Below are 21,349 nucleotides of genomic sequence, written 5' to 3' on the forward strand. Positions count from 1 at the left end.
AAGCGGAACCTTATACGATCTACAGAAAAGCCTCTAGCTTCAACTGCTAGAGGCTCCTCATTCTATTGTAAAAGAACTGCTCTCATTTGTAAAATTGAACAATATAAAAAGGATATTAAGTGGGCCCACTTAATATCCTGAGAGTGGCTCGGGACGGAATCGAACCGCCGACACGAGGATTTTCAGTCCTCTGCTCTACCGACTGAGCTACCGAGCCAAAACATATATATAAAACCACTAATGGTGGTATAAACAAAAGTGGCGGTCCCGACCGGGGTCGAACCGGCGATCTCCTGCGTGACAGGCAGGCATGTTAACCACTACACCACGGGACCACAAAAAATATATATAAATAAAAATGACCCGTACGGGATTCGAACCCGTGTTACCGCCGTGAAAGGGCGGTGTCTTAACCACTTGACCAACGGGCCACGAAAAATTAAATGGTGAGCCATGAAGGATTCGAACCTTCGACCCTCTGATTAAAAGTCAGATGCTCTACCAACTGAGCTAATGGCTCATTCTCACCAACGTCATATTTTCGTGACGACAAGAGTTATCATATCATGAAGTGATTTGTTTTTGCAATACTTTTTTTTATTTCTTATACAAAACATGAAAAAAGAACCCATGTGAACATGGGCTCTTTACTAATATCAATGGCAATGATTAGATGCCGTATACATTACGAACAATGTTTGTTTGGTTACGGTCTGGTCCAACAGAGAACATAGATAATGGAATACCTGTTAATTGAGATACACGCTCTACATAATGTCTTGCATTTTCAGGAAGTTCAGCTAATGTTCTCATGCCTGTAATGTCTTCTGTCCAACCTGGAAGCTCTTCATATACTGGCTCACATTTTGCTAAAATATTTAAGTTCGCTGGGAACTCATCGATTACCTCACCGTTATATTTGTATGCAGTACAAATTTTCACAGTTGGAATACCTGTTAATACGTCGATAGAGTTTAAAGATAAGTCTGTCAGACCACTCACGCGGCGTGCATGTCTTACTACAACACTATCGAACCAGCCTACGCGACGTGGGCGACCTGTAGTTGTACCATATTCACGACCAACTTCACGAATTTGATGACCAATTTCATCATTAAGTTCAGTTGGGAATGGACCATCACCAACACGGCTTGTATATGCTTTACATACGCCTACTACATGTTTAATTTTAGAAGGACCAACACCAGAACCAATTGTTACACCACCAGCAACTGGGTTAGAAGATGTAACGAACGGGTACGTACCTTGATCGATATCAAGCATAACGCCTTGTGCACCTTCAAATAATACACGGCGTCCTTCATCTAACGCATCATTTAAGACAACAGATGTATCACATACATATTGTGCGATTTGTTGACCGTACTCATAATATTCTTCAAAAATTTCTTCAGCAGTGAAACCTTCAGCATCGTACATTTTTTCAAACAAACGATTCTTATCTGCAAGGTTACGCTCAAGCTTTTCTTTAAATGATTCACGATCTAAAAGATCAGCCATACGGATACCAATACGAGCAGCTTTATCCATATATGCAGGACCGATACCTTTTTTCGTTGTACCAATTTTATTATCACCTTTACGATCTTCTTCTAACTCATCTTGTTTTAAATGATAAGGTAAGATAACGTGTGCACGGTTACTAATACGTAAATTATCAGTGCTCACACCACGATCGTGTAAGTATTTTAATTCTTCAAGCAATGCTTTTGGATCTACTACCATACCGTTTCCGATAACACAAATTTTTTCTTTATAGAAAATACCAGATGGAATTAAGTGCAATTTATACTTTACACCGCCAAAAACGATTGTATGTCCTGCATTATTCCCACCTTGATATCTTGCAACTACTTCCGCATGTTCAGAAAGGAAATCAGTAATTTTACCTTTTCCTTCGTCGCCCCACTGTGTTCCTACAACTACTACTGAAGACATTATTCAAGCACCTCCGCAATTTTCAAACGATCTTTTCAAACAATATAATTGTACCAAAATGAAAAGAGAAGTCAATTTGAAAACGAACATTTTTTAAACTTTTATCATTTTCGTTCGTAAGAATTCTTTGTTTCCGCTGTGAAAGCCCTATCTTTTATACACAAAAAAAGAAACACATCTTATTATAAGAAATGTGTTTCTTTTTTATACTTTCCCTATGCCGGCGGTGCATGTCCATCATCAAAACGGCGCTCTAAGTTTACGAATTTGTTAAATTCCTTCACAAACGCAAGCTCTACAGAACCTACCGGACCATTACGTTGCTTTGCAATAATAATTTCAATCGTATTTTTATTTTCCGTTTCACGATCATAGTAATCTTCACGATATAAGAACGCTACAATATCAGCATCCTGCTCGATACTTCCTGATTCACGAATATCAGACATCATCGGACGTTTATCTTGACGAGATTCAACGCCACGAGATAGCTGAGATAAGGCAATAACTGGAACTTGTAACTCACGCGCGAGCCCCTTTAGTGTACGTGAGATTTCAGATACTTCTTGTTGACGGTTTTCACCTGATTTTCCGCTACCTTGAATCAACTGCAAGTAATCAATTAGGATCATCCCAAGGCCATGTTCTTGTTTTAATCGACGGCATTTCGCACGAATCTCACTCACACGAATACCTGGTGTATCATCAATAAAAATCCCGGCATTTGAAAGACTTCCCATTGCCATCGTCAATTTTGCCCAGTCATCTGAATTTAATGAACCCGTACGTAGCCGCTGTGCATCGATATTTCCTTCCGCACAAAGCATACGCATAACAAGCTGATCAGAACCCATCTCTAAACTGAAAATCGCAACATTCTCATCTGTTTTCGTAGCTACGTTCTGTGCAATGTTTAACGCAAAAGCCGTTTTCCCTACTGATGGACGGGCTGCTACAATAATTAAATCATTACGCTGAAATCCCGCTGTCATTCGATCTAATTCAGTAAAACCAGTGGGGATACCTGTAATATCACCCTTTTGATTATGCAATAATTCAATTTTATCGTAAGCAGTTACGAGAACATCTTTAATGTTTTGGAAGGCTTTTGTATTAGTTTGCTGTGATACCTCTAATATCTTTTTTTCCGCCTCATTTAAAAGCGCCTCTACATCGTCTTCCCGTTCATAGCCATCTGACACAATGTGCGTTGCCGTTCGAATCAAACGACGCAAAAGTGATTTTTCTGCAATAATGCGTGCATAGTACTCTACGTTAGCAGCTGTCGGAACAGCTTCTGCTAATTCTGCTAAATAAGAAACACCGCCAACTTCCTCTAATAGCCCTTGGTCAGCAAGTGATGCTGTTGCCGTAACTAAGTCAATTGGTTCTCCTTTATCAGATAGTTCAAGCATAATTTGAAAAATCTTCTGGTGTGCCGTTCGATAGAAAGCCTCAGGCAGCAGCATTTCTGAAGCTGAAGTTAACGCTTCTTGATCGAGAAAAATAGCCCCTAAAACAGCCTGTTCAGCCTCTATATTATGCGGAGGGGTACGATCAGCAAATACGTCACTCATACGCAATCCTCCTTGCCTAAACTATTTTTATTGTTCACTAACATGAACTTTTACTGTCGCTGTTACTTGTGGATGTAATTTCACAAGTACATTTGTATATCCTAGTGCGCGAATTGCATCATCCATTTCAAATTTACGTTTATCAAGCTTAATGCTGTGTGCTTTTTGCATTGCATCTACAATTTGTTTACTTGTAATGGAACCAAATAAACGACCGCCTTCACCTGATTTCGCTTTAATTTCTACTGTTAGCTTTTCTAAAGTCTCTTTTAACTTTTTAGCATTTTCAAGCTCAGCAGCTGCATCTTTTTCTTCTTTACGTTTTTGCGCATCTAATATTTTCATACTGCCGCTTGTTGCTTCCGCAGCTAATCCTTGTTTTAATAAGAAGTTATTTGCATAACCATCCGGTACGTTTTTTACTTCTCCTTTTTTCCCTTTACCTTTTACGTCTTTTAGAAAAATTACTTTCATGATTGTGTGCCTCCCTGTAAATAATCCTCAATAACAAATTGAAGTTTTTCTTCTGCTTCATCTACGGTTACATTTTTCATTTGTGTGGCAGCATTCGTCAAATGCCCGCCACCTCCTAAGTTTTCCATAATTAGCTGCACATTCACTTCTCCTAAAGAACGACCACTAATTCCGATGAAGCTTTCCCCACGTTTTGCAATGACAAAAGAAGCAATTACTCCTGTCATAGTCAGCAACGTATCAGCTGATTGTGCAATTAATACTTGATCGTAATATTCATCACCATTTACTTTGGCGATTGCAATTCCTTTTTTATAAATGTAAGCATTTTGAATTGTTTTTGCAACTTGTAAATAATGTTCCATATCTTCTTTTAACAGTTCCTGTACAAGAACTGTATCCGCCCCATGCGAGCGTAGATAGGAAGCTGCATCAAATGTACGAGCACCCGTCCGGAACGTAAAACTCTTCGTATCCACAATAATACCAGCCAGCAAAGCAGTGGCTTCTAGCATTGTCATTTTTAAACGTTTTGGCTGGTATTCAAGGAGCTCTGTTACTAATTCTGCTGTTGAAGACGCATATGGCTCCATATACACAAGAAGAGGATCCTCAACAAACTCCTCACCCCGGCGATGATGGTCAATGACAACTACATTTTCAATCTTATGTAGAAGCTTCTCTTCCATCACCATCGAAGGCTTATGCGTATCTACCACGACGAGCAATGAATCGTCATTTGCAAATTCCATAGCCTGTTCTGGTGTAATAAAGTGAGACCATAAATCATCATTCCGCTTCACTTTATCCATTAAACGTTTAATTCCTTTATCGGAGTCATTCTCATCTAACACAATGTATCCTTCACGCTCATTTAGCTGCGCTACCTTTAAAATACCAATTGCCGCTCCAATAGCGTCCATATCAGGAGCACGGTGACCCATTATAATGACATTACTGCTCTCTAATACTAAATCTTTTAAAGCGTGGGATATGACGCGTGCACGTACACGTGTGCGTTTTTCAACAGGGTTCGTCTTACCACCGTAAAATTTCACTTTGCCAGTCGCCTGTTTGATCGCAACCTGGTCTCCACCTCTTCCTAATGCAAGATCTAAGCCAGACTGCGCCATCGCTCCAAGTTCCGATAAAGATAAATCACCCGATCCAACACCAACACTTAATGTAAGTGAAATGTTTCGTTTTGATGTTTCTTCACGCACTTGGTCTAAAATATCAAACTTACTTTTCTCCATTTGTGCTAAAATACTTTCATTTAACACAGCGAAAAAACGTTCAGACGAGGCGCGTTTTAAATATGCACCATACTTTAAAGCCCATTCATTTAAACGAGATGTAACAAGACTCGTTATATTGGTACGCAATTGATCATCTAGTCCTTGTGTCACTTCATCATAGTTATCCAAATAAATAACTGCCAACACTGTTCGTTGATCCTCATACATTTTTTCAATTTCAGTTTGTTCTGTTACATCGAAGAAATAAATCAGCTTTTCTTCTTTCCTTACAAACACACGAAATTTACGATTATTTAAAGAGACGATATCGTCCGCTGTTTCCCCTTTACTAAAGAGAAGGAGCGTTTCTGACACATCGTACAAATGCCAACCAGCCAAAGAATGCTGTCCTAAACAGGAAGACAAATAAGGATTTGCCCAGTCGATTCCATAATCCTTATTGTATAACAAAATACCAATTGGCATTTGATTAAACGCTTCGTTACTCACTTTCTTTACTCTTGTAATCATATCCGTTGTATACTTTTCGAAACTCCTTTGAAACGCAATCTCGAATCTAATAACGAAAAAGAGGACAATACAAAAAATAAAAAAAGCGGTCATCCCCATAATCCAGTGAAAATAACCGAGAATGGTAATGAGCACAAACACAAAAAATGCCAATACATAAACAGGATATAAAAACCGCTGTTTCTTATAAAATTCAGGCATGTATCCAACTCCTATAAAGTAAAACTTCCATAAATGATTGAACCCTCGATTCCTGCCAATGGCTAGTTGAACGAATTAAGCTCTTCCAAGTAGCGATTTTCCAAGTCCTCTTTTTTACTATGATACAAGGACCTTACTACAAGTTAGAGCGACCATAAAAAGCTGATATACTTGTCTTCCGTTCCTACTTATTTTGATTGTATTTTAGAACGCAATGCAAAGCCTAAATCAATTATACCTAAGATTATCACAAGAGGAAACAGCATAGGAACAAACATCCCTATAACAAAGATGAAAATGGGAATAGCTTTCGTATATCCTTTCACATGCGTAAAGAAGGAAATAAACGAAAACCCTTGAAAGAACAGCAATAATGAAAAAATTGCATATAAATTAGAGAATGCCATATTTGCATATGAGTCTGATTCTACTTTCATAAATGTCGAAAGTAAAATAAACAAAACGTAATACCAAACAATGCTTTTTGGTAATTGCATATCTCGAAATTGAGGCCATGGCTGCACCTTGCATTTTAATCTTCTTAAAACATTCCCTGCCATTAAAACTGTAATCCAGGAATAAATGAAAGAAACCATTACAAGTAAACTCGGCAAAAGGATTCGAAGTGTATCACCCAGTTGTTCAAACATTTCTTTTTGTTCCGGATTTACCGGCGCACCTACCACCTTCATCATTTTTTCACTTTGCTCCATTGCTTGTCTGAACGTATCTTGCATTTGTTTAATGAAATCTATGTTGAAGAATTTTACACTTACAACATAAATTAATACAAAATTAATAAGATATACAAGTGTCCCTACTAATAATATTCCCGCCGGACTTTTTTGCTTTTTATACATATATCCTAAAGAAATACCAATTATGCCAGACATAAATGTATTTACAATACTGAGTGGTGAACTAACGATAACCGTAACTAACAGGGCTGCCCCAAAAAGCATACAAGCGCTACGAAATGGGTATCTTATCATAAAAATAAGAAATGGTATTGGAAGTGCAAACATGACAACAGTACCAACAATAGGTATATACCGAGACACTAATAATAAAACTGCGTATATAGCTAATAAAACTGCGCCATCTGTAATAAGTCGTGTCTGTTTCATCTTTTAACCTCTCTCTCAAAAAGAAAAGCATAGCAAAATGCACAGTAGAGTCTCACTCTACTGTGCATTTCATACGCTATTATTCACCAACATATGGTAAAAGTGCCATTTGACGAGCACGTTTAATTGCAACTGTTAATTTACGTTGATATTTCGCGCTAGTTCCTGTTACACGACGAGGTAAAATTTTACCACGTTCAGAAACAAAGCGTTTTAGTAAATCTACATCTTTATAGTCGATGCGAGTGATACCGTTAGATGTGAAGAAACACACCTTACGGCGTTTCGCACGTCCACCTTTGCGTCCTCCTGCCATGTTCATTTCCCTCCATTCTGTTTTAAAATAACCGATCTACACCATTAAAATGGTAAATCGTCGTCCGAAATATCGATCGGTTGACCTACATTTGAAAATGGATCGTCATTCTTCGTAAATCCAGAGTTACCTGAGTTACCCGGATTACCAGATTGACCACCAAATGGGTTAGAGCCTTGATTTCCGTAACCAGCTCCTGAGGGCTGCTGATTGAATGAACCGCGTTGCTCACCACCGCTATTACGCGGCTCTAAAAACTGTACGTTCTCCGCAAGAACTTCTGTTACATATACACGTTTACCATCTTGTCCATCGTAATTACGAGTTTGAAGACGTCCATCTACGCCCGCTAAACTACCCTTTTTCAAATAATTCGCCACGTTTTCTGCTTGTTTACGCCATATTACACAGTTAATAAAGTCAGCTTCACGCTCACCTTGCTGATTCGTAAATGCGCGATTCACAGCTAACGTGAAAGTAGCTACTGCAACACCATTTGGCGTGTAACGTAAGTCAGGGTCCTTAGTTAAACGACCAACGAGTATAACACGATTCATCAATCGAACCACTCTCCCTATATATCATAATTATTATTCTTCGATTTTAACAACGATATGACGAATGATATCTTCACTGATCTTCGCTAAACGATCGAATTCTTTAACCGCTTCTGCGTTAGAATTTACGTTTACGATCATGTAGAAACCATCACGTAAGTCGTTGATTTCGTAAGCTAAACGACGCTTACCCCAGTCTTTCGTGTTAATGATTTCTGCACCGTTTTCAGTTAAAACTCCTGCAAAACGTTCAACTAAAGCTTTTTGAGCTTCTTCCTCCATGTTTGGACGGACGATGTACATAATTTCGTACTTTTTCATTACACTTTCACCTCCTTTTGGTCTAAACGGCCCATATTGGGCAAGGAGCAATTAATTATAGTAATTACTCACGAGTTTAGATTATATCATAGTAGGTTAGATGAAGCAACTCACTAATATATAAAAAACCCGGCAAACATATTATATATTTGCCAAGTTAATATTCATATCTTTCCTAGGAAAGATAAAATTACACGTTAAAGCGGAAGTGCATAACATCTCCGTCTTTTACAATATATTCTTTTCCTTCTAGGCGTACTTTCCCAGCTTCTTTAGCAGCTGTCATAGAGCCGTTCTCCATTAAATCATTGAATGAAACAGTTTCAGCACGAATAAATCCACGCTCGAAGTCTGTGTGAATAACACCTGCACATTGCGGTGCTTTCATGCCTTGCTTAAATGTCCATGCGCGTACTTCTTGTACACCCGCTGTGAAATAAGTAGCAAGACCTAATAAATCGTATGCAGCACGAATTAACTGATCTAAACCTGACTCTTCAATACCTAATTCTTCAAGAAATACTTTTTTCTCTTCGTCATCTAGCTCAGCAATTTCTGATTCGATTTTTGCACATACAACAATTACTTGTGAATTTTCTTTTGCAGCAAATTCTTTTACGATTTTTACGTATTCGTTTTCAGATGGATCCATGATGTCATCTTCACTAACGTTTGCCACATAAAGCATTTCTTTCGTTGTAAGTAAATGAAGACCTTTTACAAGTTTCATCTGCTCATCTGTAAACTCAACTGTACGAGCTGGCTTTCCTTCTTCAAACGCTTCTTTTAAACGAACTAAAATTTCATGCTCATATACTGCTTCTTTATCTTTTTGTCTCGCTAATTTTGCTACACGATCGATACGTTTATCAACAGATTCTAAATCCGCTAAGATTAATTCTAAATTAATCGTTTCAATATCATCAATTGGATCTACTTTTCCTGAAACATGTGTAATATTTTCATCTTCAAAGCAGCGAACTACTTGGCAAATTGCATCTACTTGGCGAATATGAGATAAGAACTTATTTCCTAATCCTTCACCTTTACTTGCACCTTTTACGATACCTGCAATATCAGTAAATTCAAATACAGTTGGAACGGTTTTCTTAGGTTCAACAAGTTCCGTTAATTTATCTAAGCGATCATCTGGTACTTCTACAATCCCTACGTTCGGATCGATTGTACAGAATGGATAATTTGCAGATTCTGCTCCCGCTTGTGTAATTGCATTAAATAATGTCGATTTACCTACGTTTGGTAAGCCAACAATCCCAGCCGTTAATCCCATATTTTTCACTCCTATGTCTCAATCTTCCATCATTATAGATAGTAACGAATAAAATGACAAGTTCCCTACAGGTCCAAAAAAATAACAGCTGCGAGGCGCAGCTGTTATTTTCTTCTTTATTCTTCGTGCTTTACAAGCACTTTTTTTACCTTACGATCAAACTCTCTTCGAGGAATCATTACCGAATGATCACATCCCTCGCACTTAATGCGGATATCCATTCCCATACGAATAATTTTCCAGCGATTTTCACCACATGGATGGGCTTTCTTCATTTCCACAACATCGTACAAGTTATATTGCTTTTGTTCCACTCTCTAAACTCCCCCCTCGGTATTAATTTGCTTTTTGATTAACCATCTCTTTACGATTATATAAAACCATATGTGGATATGGAATCTCAATGCCGTGTAAATCAAGGCGATTTTTAATTTCTTTACGAAGCGCTCTAGCGATAGGTGCATGCTGCATCGGTTCTACTTCAGCAATTACACGGAGCACAACTTCAGATGCACCAAGTGTTTGAACACCTAATAATTGTGGCGTTTCTACCATTTTCTCATATTTTGCTGGTAACTCTTCTAATAACTCTTCAATTATTCGTTCTGCACGTACAATATCACTATCATAGGAAATCGATACATCAACAAACGCAACACTATTACTAACGGAAAAGTTTGTTACTTGTATAATACTTCCGTTAGGTAAAATATGAATTTCCCCTGTCCAGCTTTTCATCTTAGTTGTACGCAATCCAATTTCTAACACAACACCTTCAAATTGTCCAATGCGCACATAATCGCCTACTGAAAATTGATCTTCTAACAAAATAAACAATCCTGTAATAACATCTTTCACTAAACTTTGTGCACCAAAACCGATTGCTAAACCAATTACCCCAGCACCGGCTAATAAACCTCCTGCATTGATGCCAAATACCCCTAAAATCGCAATTAGCATAATAAAAATAACAACGTATGCTACAATATTTTCAAGTAATTTCGCTACCGTAACTGTACGACGCTCTGAGATTTGAATCGGTGAGCGACTTCCCATGCGAAATGCATTTCTAACAATCGCTCTAGCAAGACGAACTACTATTGCACCAAGTACTAAAATAATTAATATTTTTAGTGTCGCCATTCCTATATGAGTCCAATTTATAGCATCAAACCATTTCGTCAATACATCCATATGCTTCTACCTCGCCAACTAAAATTTCTTTTTTTATTCCTTATTTATTGTATCAGAAGTTTTCCCTATTTCTGAACAATTTTTTATTACAGTATTTTTACTGACTCACTTTAATTGAGGTATAAAATGGTAGCTATATATATATACTAGTACTATTATTTCTTGTTTTATAATCAGCTTACAACAATAACGAACTTATAATTTTCCATACTAATTTTTCTTTAACTACCTATAATTAATATCCCAATTAGTGAAGCTTTATAAAATAAATTCTACAACCAAAAAACTTTTACAGTGAATCGTAAAATTTATCAAAAGGATGGATGCTTCATGAATATCGGAAGTTTTCGCTTACCTTTTTTTGAAAAAGAATCGCAAAATGTCATGCACCACGACTCAGAAGCCGCCGAGACAATTGGTAATTTCTTACTCTCGCATATACCTATCCAACAAACTACACCTCTCATTCTAATCTGCATCGGAACAGATCGTTCTACCGGTGATGCACTTGGACCATTAGTCGGGTCTAAATTAGAACAAATGGACATTCAAAACTTCCATATATTCGGCACACTCGACGAACCTATCCATGCATTAAATCTCGAAGATAATATTCAGAATATAAAATCTTCTTTTCCAGATTCCTTTATTGTCGCAATTGATGCCTGTCTTGGAAAATCCCAAAATATCGGTTCAATTACCGTTGGTGAAGGGCCTAGTAAACCTGGAGCAGCAATGAACAAAAAATTACCTGCCATTGGTCAAATGCACATACATGGCATCGTTAACTTAAACGGTTTTATGGAGTTTTTTGTTTTACAAAATACTCGCTTAAATCTTGTTATGAAAATGGCAGACGTTATTGCACAAAGCATAAAAGAAACGGATCAAAAATTATCTGTACTGAAAAAAGCAAACCATCTATAAAAAAGATGGTTTGCTTTTTAATGTTTATCTGATAACAGTTCTAAAATGCGATTTAAATCTTCTTTATTGAAAAATTCTATTTCAATTTTTCCTTTTTCTTTCTTTGTTTCTTTAATTTTTACGCCTGTCCCAAATTTCTCTCTTAACAATGTTTCTCGCTCTTCAAAAAATATATTTCGTTTCTGTTTTGCTTTCTTTGTTTCACGTGAAACACGTTGATTCATCTGTTGAACAATTTGCTCTAGCTGTCTGACGTTCAAACCTTCTTTTTCAATACGCTTTAATAAATTGTTCAACTGCTCTTTATCTTTTACTGCAAGCAATGTCCTTCCATGCGCCATCGATAGTTTTCCTTTTTCAATCATTTCTTGTACGAATGAAGGGAGTGTAAGTAACCGAATATGATTTGCAATGTGTGGTCTACTTTTGCCAAGGCGCTTTGCTAATTGCTCTTGTGTTATTTTCAACTCATCCATTAACATTTGATAAGCTACCGCTTCTTCCATGGAGTTTAAATCTTCCCGTTGCAAATTCTCTAACAAAGCGAATTCCATCATTTGTTGATCATTCAATGCCCGAACAACGGCTGGAACCTTTTCAAAACTCGCCTCTTTTGCAGCACGATATCTTCGTTCTCCAGCAACAATTTCATATCCTTTAATACTTTTCCTTACAATCAGTGGCTGTAAAATACCGTGTTCCTTAATGGATGCTGCCAATTCTTGAATTGCTTCTCTTTGAAAGGTTTTTCGCGGTTGGTATGGGTTCGGACGTAATTCATTTACTGCAATTTCTTGAATTGTTTCTTCCTCTTTCACATCTAAATCTGGAAAGAACGCATTAATTCCTCTTCCTAAGCCTTTAGCCACCTGCAATCACTTCCTCTGCTAAATCTATATATACTTCAGCTCCCCTTGATTTGGCATCATACTGCATAATTGGTTTCCCATGGCTTGGTGCTTCACTAAGACGGACATTACGCGGAATAATTGAACGATATACTTTATCTCGGAAATATTTTTTCACTTCATCTATGACCTGAATCCCTAAATTTGTGCGTGCATCTAACATTGTTAACAAAACGCCTTGAATTGCTAAATTTTTATTTAAATGTTTTTGTACAAGTCGAACTGTATTGAGTAGTTGACTTAATCCCTCTAGTGCGTAATATTCACACTGAACAGGAATAATAACAGAATCTGCTGCTGTTAATGCATTAATTGTTAACAAGCCTAAAGATGGGGGACAATCAATAATAATATAATCATACTCATTACGAATTGGTTGCAAGGCCCTTTGTAGACGAACTTCCCGGGAAATTGTTGGTACAAGTTCAATTTCAGCACCTGCCAATTGAATTGTAGCAGGTAGGACATCTAAGTTTTCTGTTGCTGTTTTCTGTATAATTGCCTGAACTTCCGCATCCTCTACAAGAACATTATAAATACATTGATTTAACTCGGATTTTTCGATTCCTACGCCTGTCGTCGCATTTCCTTGAGCATCAATATCAACAAGAAGTACTTTCTTCCCTACCTGTGCCAAGCCGGCCCCTAAATTAACGGATGTTGTCGTTTTTCCAACACCGCCTTTTTGATTAGCAATAGCAATGATTTTTCCCATGATGTCACCTACTTTCAACCTTTCTATCTTATTCTACAAATAATTATGTTTATTGTAACATGAAATAACCTTTTTCTTTTGCATCCTTATTAAACTTCAAAATTTATTACAAAACTCCTTCTTCAATCAAAAGAAAAATATAGAAAAAAGACCTCCCCCAAAGGGTGAGATCTCTATCACATATTGATTACTTCTTTTTAGGAATTTTAATTGTGATCTGGTAATACTCATCAAATTCTTCTTCCTCAGAATTCACATTTAGACCACTGTTTGTAACCATTTGTAATGATTGTCTAATCGTATTCATTGCAATTCGCGTATCGCGACTTACTGCTTTTTGCTTAGCCTTTCGTTTTGGCTTCACTTCTTCCAACAGCTTTGCGATACGTTCTTCTGTCTGCTTTACATTTAATTGCTTTTCTACAATTTCTTGTAAAACTTTTAGCTGCAATTCTTCATTTTTTAAAGGAATAAGGGCACGGGCATGACGTTCTGTAATACTCTTGTCTAATAACGCTCGTTTAATTTCTTCGGGCAACTTTAATAACCGCAATTTATTTGCAATTGTCGATTGTCCTTTTCCGAGTCGCTGCGCTAATGCTTCTTGCGTTAAATTATGTAACTCAATTAGTTTTTGATAAGCAACAGCCTCTTCAATTGCCGTTAACTCCTCACGTTGCAAGTTCTCAATTAAGGCAACAGAAGCTGTTTCCGTATCATTTAAGTTTTTAATAATTGCCGGGACCTTTTCCCATCCTAATTTCGTTGCAGCACGAAAACGTCTTTCCCCGGCAATAATTTCATACTTATCTTCCTCATATTGCCTCACAACAATTGGTTGAATAAGTCCATGCGTACGAATAGTCAAAGCGAGTTCTTCAATACGAGCATCATCGAAAACTGTACGTGGCTGATAACGATTCGGAATGATGTTTGCTATTGGAACTTGTTGTATTTCTTCATTTATTTTTTCATTTATTTCTTCATGGCTTTCGTCTTGTAATTCCAATTCGCTCTCTTTATCTCCAAAGCCAAATAAACGAGAAAACGTATTTTTCATACATATTCCACCACCTTTGGGCCTATTGAATGTTCTACACAAAAATGTTTCCCAAGAAACATTTACGTTTCCATTTATATAATTTCATCTTACGTCTAATAAGATTTATTTTTCAATAGGTAATTTATTGGGTGTCCCTGGCTTACGCGGATATTTCTTTGGTGTTTTTCTCTTTTTCTCGATAGATAAGATATTACGTTCACTTTCTTCAAATGGTAATTGGAACGTATAAATCCCTTTTAACTCGCCACCAAGCACTTGCAAAGCATGCTTACCTTTTTCAATTTCTTCTTGAGCAGCTGCGCCCTTCATGGCAATAAATGTCCCACCGACCTTCACAAGAGGTAAACATAATTCGCTCAGTACAGAGAGACGAGCCACTGCACGTGCCATTACAATATCAAAAGATTCACGTACTTCTTCTTTTTTTCCAAACGTTTCAGCACGATCATGACAGAATGCTACATCTTTTAGCTCTAACTTTGCAGCTAAGTGATTTAAAAAGTTGATACGTTTTTGCAGTGAATCAACAATTGTTATTTTCAAATGTGGAAAACAAATTTTCAAAGGAATACTCGGAAACCCTGCACCTGCACCAACATCACAAATAGAAAACGGCTTTGAAAAATCATAATAAAAAGCAGCTGTAATTGAGTCGAAAAAGTGTTTTAAATACACTTCTTCTTTCTCTGTAATAGCTGTTAAATTCATTTTTTCATTCCATTCCACCAATGTTTCAAAGTAAATTTCGAATTGCTCTAATTGCCGAGGAGAAAGGTCAATTCCTCTTTCTCCTAGCATAGATTGAAATTGTTCTATGTTCATCTTGCCATATCCCCTAACTATTTATTGGTTCGATACTCGCGCAATTTTTCCTTGTTCTAAATACACAAGTAAGATGGAAATATCAGCTGGGTTTACCCCGGAAATACGGGATGCTTGCCCCATGGACAGAGGACGAACATCTTTTAATTTTTGTCTCGCTTCAGAAGCGATTCCAGAAATTGCATCATAATCAATATTAACTGGAATCTTTTTATTCTCCATTCGCTTCATTCGATCCACTTGTTGTAAAGATTTTTCGATATATCCTTCATACTTAATTTGAATTTCAACTTGCTCTGCGATTTCATCATTGATTTCCACTTCACTTGGCGCAAGAAGACGAATATGCTCATACGTCACTTCCGTACGACGTAGTAAATCACTTGCTCGTATACCGTCTTTTAATTCACTTCCACCAATGCTACGAATTAATTCCTGTACTTCAGGACGCGGTTTAATAATAATGCTCTCTAAACGTGCCTTTTCTGTCTCAATCGTTCCTTTTTTCACTGTAAAACGTCCATAGCGTTCTTCAGGAATTAAGCCGATCTCATGACCAATTTCCGTCAGGCGAAGATCCGCATTATCATGACGTAGCAATAAACGATATTCAGCACGAGATGTTAAGAGACGATATGGTTCATTTGTCCCTTTTGTAACAAGATCATCAATTAAAACGCCAATATAAGCATCCGAACGATTTAAAATAACCTCTTTTTTCCCTAAAGAACGACATGCTGCATTAATTCCAGCCATAATTCCTTGACCTGCTGCTTCTTCATAGCCAGATGTACCGTTAATTTGACCTGCTGTATATAAATTTTGTATTTTCTTCGTCTCGAGTGTTGGCCAAAGTTGGGTTGGTACAATTGCATCGTATTCAATTGCATAACCTGTACGCATCATCTCCACATTTTCTAAACCAGGAATCGTTCTTAACATTTCGCGTTGTACATCTTCCGGTAAACTTGTCGACAAACCTTGTACATATACTTCTTGCGTATTACGTCCTTCTGGTTCTAAGAAAATTTGGTGACGTGGTTTATCATTGAAACGTACCACTTTATCTTCGATTGAAGGACAATAACGTGGGCCTGTTCCTTTAATCATACCAGAATACATAGCCGAACGATGTAAATTTCTATCGATTAAACGATGTGTTTCTTCACTCGTATATGTGAGCCAACATGGAATTTGATCCATGATAAATTTTGTTGTTTCAAAAGAAAAAGCACGAGGTTTCTCATCACCTGGTTGAATTTCTGTTTTGCTATAATCAATCGTATTGCTATTTACACGAGGAGGCGTACCTGTTTTAAATCGAACAAGATCAAAACCTAGTTCTTCTAAATGCTCAGATAATGTGATAGAAGGTTGTTGGTTATTTGGACCACTTGAGTATTTTAGATCCCCCATAATAATTTCACCGCGTAAAAACGTACCCGTTGTAATAACAACCGTTTTCGCTGTATATTCAGCACCTGCTTGTGTAATTACACCTTTACATACATTGTCCTCTACAATTAGACGTTCTACCATACCTTGACTCAATGTTAAATTGGGTGTTTCTTCAATTGTTTTTTTCAATTCATGTTGATAGGAAAATTTATCTGCTTGTGCGCGAAGGGCACGTACGGCTGGTCCTTTTCCCGTATTTAACATACGCATTTGAATATGAGTTTTATCGATATTACGTCCCATTTCGCCGCCTAATGCGTCAATTTCACGAACAACAATCCCTTTTGCAGGTCCACCAACAGAAGGGTTACATGGCATAAAAGCCACCATATCTAAATTAATTGTTAACATTAATGTTTTTGAACCCATACGTGCTGCTGCAAGACCAGCTTCACATCCTGCATGACCTGCACCGATTACTATGACATCGTAAGAACCGGCATTGTATCCCATTATTTATTCCTCCTAAGATCATCTATCCTTTTAAAACGTGTATATTTTACTTTCCTAAGCAGAATTGAGAAAATAATTGGTCGATTAAACTTTCATGGACAGTGTCCCCAGTAATCTCACCAAGTATTTCCCACGTCCTTGTTATGTCAATTTGAACCATATCGATTGGAACACCACTCTCAATTGCCTCAATTGCATCTCCAATTGTCTTTTCTGCTTGCGTTAATAAACCGATATGCCTTGCATTAGAAACATACGTTATATCTGCCGACTCAATTGCCCCTTCAAAGAAGAGGTCTGCAATAGCAGTTTCTAGCTCATCTATACCTTTTTCTTCAATTAGGGAAGTTGTAATTATACGACTTGAACCCGCTAGCTGTGTAACGCGTTCCATGTTAATGTGCTGTGGTAAATCTGTTTTATTTACAATGACAATAAAATCTTTTCCTTGTACAGCACGGAATAACTCCTCATCTTCGTCTGTTAATATTTCACCATAGTTCACAACGATTAAAACTAAATCAGCCTGCTCCATCGTTTCCTTTGAGCGCTCTACACCAATTCGCTCAACAATATCTTCCGTTTCACGAATTCCAGCTGTATCAATCAACTTAAGCGGTACACCACGTACATTAACATACTCTTCAATTACATCACGAGTCGTTCCTGCTATATCTGTTACAATCGCTTTTTTCTCTTGTACGAGACTGTTTAACAACGAAGACTTCCCTACATTTGGTCTTCCGATAATTGCCGTTGCAATACCTTCGCGTAAAATTTTCCCTTGCTTAGACGTTTCCAATATCTTTTTAATTTCGCTACGAACATGCGTAGCCTTTTCAATTAAAATATTGTGCGTCATCTCTTCTACATCATCGTATTCTGGATAATCTATATTCACTTCTACATGAGCTAATGTTTCTAAAATTTCTTGACGAAGACGGCCGATTAAATTAGATAATCGCCCTTCCATTTGATTAATTGCCACGTTCATTGCCCGGTCCGTTTTTGCACGAATTAAATCCATCACAGCTTCTGCTTGAGACAAGTCAATGCGTCCATTTAAAAATGCACGCTTTGTAAATTCTCCTGGCTCTGCTAAACGAGCTCCTTGAGCCAAAATAAGTTGTAATACTTTATTTACAGAAACAAGACCACCATGACAGTTTATTTCTACTACGTCTTCACGCGTAAATGTCTTTGGCGCCCGCATAACGGACACCATTACTTCTTCGATAATTTTATCCGTATCTAAATCAACAATATGACCATAGTGGATCGTATGAGAAGAAACTTTCGTCAGATCTTTCCCTTTAAAAATGCGATTGACCTGCTCAACCGCATTCTCTCCACTTACTCGAACAATGGCAATTGCTCCTTCCCCAAGTGCCGTGGAAATTGCAGCAATTGTATCAAAATCCATGTCCTTTCACCTCACTTGTTTATTTCTCTCTATTTCAACATGATTTTTTCCTTCACTAAACTATTAGGATACCATAATGAACCTATCTGCAAAAGAATAATAACTCATTTTATTATGTCCTCATGTGAAAACCACTAAACTTATTCACAGTGGATAAGTTTAGTGGTTTTTAGTTATCCACATTTCATTTTTCTTTTTCAAAAAAAAACCGGTACTCAAATGAGCAACCGGTTTATTTGGAAGATATTACAACATGTCGATGTGGCTCTTTACCTTCAGAAGTTGTAATTACGTTCGGATGATTAGATAATGCTTGATGAATTATTTTTCGTTCAAAAGAAGGCATAGGTTCTAGTACAATATTTTTCTTTGTAGCCATCACTTGTTTTGCTAATCGATAAGAAAGTGATTCTAACGTATCTTTTCTTTTATTACGATAGTTTTCAGCATCAATTGTCACGCCAATATATTGCTTTGTACTACGATTCGCAACAAGTTTTGTTAAATATTGTAAAGAATTTAATGTATGACCTCTTTTTCCAATTAATACGCCAACATCATTCCCAGAAAGTGTGAATTTGATTTCTCGGCCTTTTACTTCTTTCGTAATCATCACATCCACGCCCATTTCCTGAACAACACTCTGTAAGTACTGCTCGGCTTCTTGGATAGGATCTTTTTTCAATACAACTTCTACGATAGCAGGACGGCTTCCTAGAAACCCTAGAAACCCTCTCTTACCCTCATCAACAATTTTCACATCTACTTGATCTCTTAAGACTTCTAGTTGTGTTAATGCTTCTTGTACTGCCTTCTCGACTGTTTGTCCTTTAGCAGTAATTATACTCACTTGCTTGATCCTCCAGCCTTACTAGCCTTAATTTCAGGCCCTTTGATCATATACATTTGAGCAATACCAAAAATATTACCGACTACCCAATATAGGGATAATGCTGCTGGGAAGTTAATTGCAAAGATTAAAATCATAATCGGCATAAGCCAAATCATCATTGCCATTTGCGGATTTTGTCCAGCAGTACCTGCCATTGCAAGTTTTTGCTGAATAAATGTTGTGATTGCCGCAACCACTGGAAGGATATAGTACGGATCTGCCTGTCCTAAATCAAACCATAAGAATGTATGTTTACTAATCTCTTCCGTTCTCATAATCGCATGATAAAATGCGAATAAAATCGGCATTTGAACAAAGATTGGTAAACAACCTGCTAATGGATTTACACCGTGCGTTTTATACAACTGCATCATTTCTTGTTGTAACTTTTGCTGCGTCGCTTGGTCTTTAGAACTATATTTCTCTTTCAGCTTCGCCATTTCTGGTTGTAACGCTTGCATTGCTTTTGTACTCTTCGTTTGTTTAATCATTAGTGGTAATAATGCAAAACGAATAATAAGAGTTGTAACAACAATCGCTAAACCATAATTACTACCAAATAAGTTTGCAAAATACGTGATTAACTGAGAAAGCGGGTATACGAAATATTCATTCCAAATTCCCGTACTTTTCGGCGTAATCGGCTGATTCGTTTCAGTACAGCCAGTAGCGATTGCCATTAAAGCAACAACCATGACTAGTAAGCCTATCTTTTTTTTCACAGCCTGCTCCTCCTTGTTTCGGTATGTATATAGTGTAATTCATTTCCCTTTTACCGTGCTACTTGTTTGTTATTTTAACACCTGAGCGCTTTAGGGCATGAATTAAGCTTTTCTTCAATAGTTCATATGTCATATCTGCACAAGGCTTTCTTGCTATTATAACAAAATCTTTTCCAAAATCTATTTCATCGTTTAATTCTGTAATCGCTTGGCGAATCATACGCTTGATTCGATTACGTACCACTGCATTCCCTAACTTTTTACTAACAGAAAGACCGATTCGAAAATATGGTTGTTTTGCTTTTTCAAGCTGATACACAACAAACTGCCGATTTGCATTCGATTTTCCATTTTGAAAAACAGCCTGAAACTCATCATTCTTTTTTATACGGTTCTTTTTCTTCATATCAATTGACACTCCTGTATTTCATCAGCGGAAATTCATTATTACTAGAAAAAAAGACCACTGAACGATCAGTGGTCTACGCAGATAATACTTTTCTTCCTTTACGACGACGAGCTGCTAGCACTTTACGTCCGTTCGCTGTGCTCATACGGCTGCGGAAACCATGTACTTTGCTGCGCTTACGTTTATTTGGTTGGTAAGTTCTTTTCATTATATGACACCTCCCTGAGGAATATCTGTTAAAGACAGTCTAATAAATTATAGTTAATTACCTAGGAAAATGTCAATGGTTCTCAAAATTTTCATCAAATATTCATTTTGAACCTATTCACACTTTTTTTCACAACCACTTCATTTCATTGTGGATAATATATTTTCTGCGTTTTTATATCCACAAATTATTTTTTCACTTTTACACAGTATATCGTATTGTGGACAAGTTTATTCCACAAGGTATTGATTTTGTGGATAACTTTTTGAAATACATTGCTATCGCTACCTTTTTTTGATATTATAGTTGTGTTTTCACCTTGAACAAGTTTTCCACATTACTATTTTATCCACAAATTGTGCATAACATGTGGACAGATATAATCACATGTGGGTAAATAGTTGTCCACATATGTGTTTTTTGTCGAAAATCCTATCTCGTATACAGACGACGTTTTTAGGTTTTAAAATACGTTTCGTATAAATATACAATGTTATTTTTTTGGGTTGTACATTTGTTGCACAACCTTATTCTTCTACCATCTTTGTAAAGGAGGGACACCT

General features: G+C 37.1%; 22 protein-coding genes and 4 tRNA genes. 1 reads left to right on the forward strand and 25 read right to left on the reverse strand.

What is annotated here, in order from left to right; genetic code table 11:
- Positions 1 to 144: 144 nt before the first annotated feature.
- The 15 genes from QRE67_RS25800 to QRE67_RS25870 form a co-directional block, all read right to left on the reverse strand.
- Positions 145 to 217: transfer RNA gene (locus QRE67_RS25800), tRNA-Phe, on the reverse strand.
- 42 nt (positions 218 to 259) lie between these two features.
- A tRNA-Asp gene (locus QRE67_RS25805) sits at positions 260 to 335 on the reverse strand.
- A gap of 24 nt (positions 336 to 359) precedes the next feature.
- Positions 360 to 431 (reverse strand) — tRNA-Glu (locus QRE67_RS25810).
- 13 nt (positions 432 to 444) lie between these two features.
- Positions 445 to 520: transfer RNA gene (locus tag QRE67_RS25815), tRNA-Lys, on the reverse strand.
- Positions 521 to 669: 149 nt separating this feature from the next.
- A complete protein-coding gene (locus QRE67_RS25820) occupies positions 670 to 1,959 on the reverse strand; it encodes an adenylosuccinate synthase (protein ID WP_286122991.1) in 1,290 nt (429 codons plus the stop codon).
- Positions 1,960 to 2,174: 215 nt separating this feature from the next.
- On the reverse strand, positions 2,175 to 3,536 hold the full coding sequence (dnaB, locus tag QRE67_RS25825; protein ID WP_286122992.1) for a replicative DNA helicase: 1,362 nt from the start codon (positions 3,534 to 3,536) through the stop codon (positions 2,175 to 2,177).
- 27 nt (positions 3,537 to 3,563) lie between these two features.
- A complete protein-coding gene (gene rplI / locus QRE67_RS25830) occupies positions 3,564 to 4,010 on the reverse strand; it encodes a 50S ribosomal protein L9 (RefSeq protein ID WP_286122993.1) in 447 nt (148 codons plus the stop codon).
- Complete coding sequence (locus tag QRE67_RS25835) at positions 4,007 to 5,980, reverse strand: DHH family phosphoesterase (protein ID WP_286122994.1); 1,974 nt, start codon at positions 5,978 to 5,980, stop codon at positions 4,007 to 4,009. Before QRE67_RS25835 ends, rplI begins: the two co-directional genes overlap by 4 nt.
- 188 nt (positions 5,981 to 6,168) lie before the next feature.
- Positions 6,169 to 7,107: a YybS family protein gene (locus QRE67_RS25840; protein ID WP_286122995.1), complete on the reverse strand. Its 939-nt coding sequence runs from the start codon at positions 7,105 to 7,107 to the stop codon at positions 6,169 to 6,171.
- 79 nt (positions 7,108 to 7,186) lie between these two features.
- Positions 7,187 to 7,423, reverse strand: coding sequence for a 30S ribosomal protein S18 (rpsR, locus tag QRE67_RS25845; RefSeq protein WP_020059677.1), 237 nt, complete (start codon positions 7,421 to 7,423; stop codon positions 7,187 to 7,189).
- A 44-nt stretch (positions 7,424 to 7,467) separates the two neighbouring features.
- The gene (gene ssb / locus QRE67_RS25850) at positions 7,468 to 7,983 is read right to left on the reverse strand and encodes a single-stranded DNA-binding protein (protein WP_286122996.1); all 516 of its coding nucleotides are present in this window, start codon (positions 7,981 to 7,983) and stop codon (positions 7,468 to 7,470) included.
- A gap of 30 nt (positions 7,984 to 8,013) precedes the next feature.
- Entirely contained in the window at positions 8,014 to 8,301 is a 288-nt protein-coding gene (gene rpsF, locus QRE67_RS25855) for a 30S ribosomal protein S6 (protein ID WP_286122997.1), read from the reverse strand.
- Between the two features lie 190 nt (positions 8,302 to 8,491).
- Positions 8,492 to 9,592, reverse strand: coding sequence for a redox-regulated ATPase YchF (gene ychF, locus QRE67_RS25860; RefSeq protein WP_286122998.1), 1,101 nt, complete (start codon positions 9,590 to 9,592; stop codon positions 8,492 to 8,494).
- Positions 9,593 to 9,708: 116 nt separating this feature from the next.
- Positions 9,709 to 9,906, reverse strand: coding sequence for a DUF951 domain-containing protein (locus tag QRE67_RS25865; RefSeq protein WP_286122999.1), 198 nt, complete (start codon positions 9,904 to 9,906; stop codon positions 9,709 to 9,711).
- Between the two features lie 22 nt (positions 9,907 to 9,928).
- Positions 9,929 to 10,786, reverse strand: a complete 858-nt coding sequence (locus QRE67_RS25870) for a mechanosensitive ion channel family protein (protein WP_286123000.1) — start codon at positions 10,784 to 10,786, stop codon at positions 9,929 to 9,931.
- Between the two features lie 330 nt (positions 10,787 to 11,116).
- Between QRE67_RS25870 and yyaC the strand changes: the two genes are divergently transcribed.
- On the forward strand, positions 11,117 to 11,713 hold the full coding sequence (gene yyaC, locus QRE67_RS25875; protein ID WP_286123001.1) for a spore protease YyaC: 597 nt from the start codon (positions 11,117 to 11,119) through the stop codon (positions 11,711 to 11,713).
- A gap of 17 nt (positions 11,714 to 11,730) precedes the next feature.
- Here the strand turns inward: yyaC and QRE67_RS25880 are convergent, their stop codons facing one another.
- From QRE67_RS25880 to rpmH, 10 genes are all read right to left on the reverse strand, one after another.
- Complete coding sequence (locus QRE67_RS25880) at positions 11,731 to 12,582, reverse strand: ParB/RepB/Spo0J family partition protein (RefSeq protein WP_353507050.1); 852 nt, start codon at positions 12,580 to 12,582, stop codon at positions 11,731 to 11,733.
- On the reverse strand, positions 12,575 to 13,336 hold the full coding sequence (gene soj, locus QRE67_RS25885; RefSeq protein ID WP_286123003.1) for a sporulation initiation inhibitor protein Soj: 762 nt from the start codon (positions 13,334 to 13,336) through the stop codon (positions 12,575 to 12,577). Before soj ends, QRE67_RS25880 begins: the two co-directional genes overlap by 8 nt.
- Before the next feature lie 187 nt (positions 13,337 to 13,523).
- A complete protein-coding gene (gene noc, locus QRE67_RS25890; protein WP_286123004.1) occupies positions 13,524 to 14,396 on the reverse strand; it encodes a nucleoid occlusion protein in 873 nt (290 codons plus the stop codon).
- Positions 14,397 to 14,501: 105 nt separating this feature from the next.
- Positions 14,502 to 15,221: a 16S rRNA (guanine(527)-N(7))-methyltransferase RsmG gene (gene rsmG / locus QRE67_RS25895; RefSeq protein WP_286123005.1), complete on the reverse strand. Its 720-nt coding sequence runs from the start codon at positions 15,219 to 15,221 to the stop codon at positions 14,502 to 14,504.
- Positions 15,222 to 15,242: 21 nt separating this feature from the next.
- Positions 15,243 to 17,132 carry a tRNA uridine-5-carboxymethylaminomethyl(34) synthesis enzyme MnmG gene (gene mnmG / locus QRE67_RS25900; protein WP_286123006.1) on the reverse strand — a complete coding sequence of 630 codons (1,890 nt, stop codon included), beginning with the start codon at positions 17,130 to 17,132 and terminating at the stop codon, positions 15,243 to 15,245.
- A 46-nt stretch (positions 17,133 to 17,178) separates the two neighbouring features.
- Positions 17,179 to 18,555 carry a tRNA uridine-5-carboxymethylaminomethyl(34) synthesis GTPase MnmE gene (mnmE, locus tag QRE67_RS25905; protein WP_286123007.1) on the reverse strand — a complete coding sequence of 459 codons (1,377 nt, stop codon included), beginning with the start codon at positions 18,553 to 18,555 and terminating at the stop codon, positions 17,179 to 17,181.
- Between the two features lie 232 nt (positions 18,556 to 18,787).
- Positions 18,788 to 19,405: an RNA-binding cell elongation regulator Jag/EloR gene (gene jag / locus QRE67_RS25910; protein ID WP_286123008.1), complete on the reverse strand. Its 618-nt coding sequence runs from the start codon at positions 19,403 to 19,405 to the stop codon at positions 18,788 to 18,790.
- Positions 19,402 to 20,169 carry a YidC family membrane integrase SpoIIIJ gene (gene spoIIIJ, locus QRE67_RS25915; RefSeq protein ID WP_286123009.1) on the reverse strand — a complete coding sequence of 256 codons (768 nt, stop codon included), beginning with the start codon at positions 20,167 to 20,169 and terminating at the stop codon, positions 19,402 to 19,404. The genes jag and spoIIIJ overlap by 4 nt, the downstream gene beginning before the upstream one ends.
- 58 nt (positions 20,170 to 20,227) lie before the next feature.
- Positions 20,228 to 20,575, reverse strand: coding sequence for a ribonuclease P protein component (rnpA, locus tag QRE67_RS25920; protein ID WP_286123010.1), 348 nt, complete (start codon positions 20,573 to 20,575; stop codon positions 20,228 to 20,230).
- 76 nt (positions 20,576 to 20,651) lie between these two features.
- A complete protein-coding gene (rpmH, locus tag QRE67_RS25925) occupies positions 20,652 to 20,786 on the reverse strand; it encodes a 50S ribosomal protein L34 (RefSeq protein ID WP_000831901.1) in 135 nt (44 codons plus the stop codon).
- Between the last annotated feature and the right edge of the window lie 563 nt (positions 20,787 to 21,349).

The organism is Bacillus sp. DX3.1 (assembly GCF_030292155.1).
GTDB lineage: Bacteria > Bacillota > Bacilli > Bacillales > Bacillaceae_G > Bacillus_A.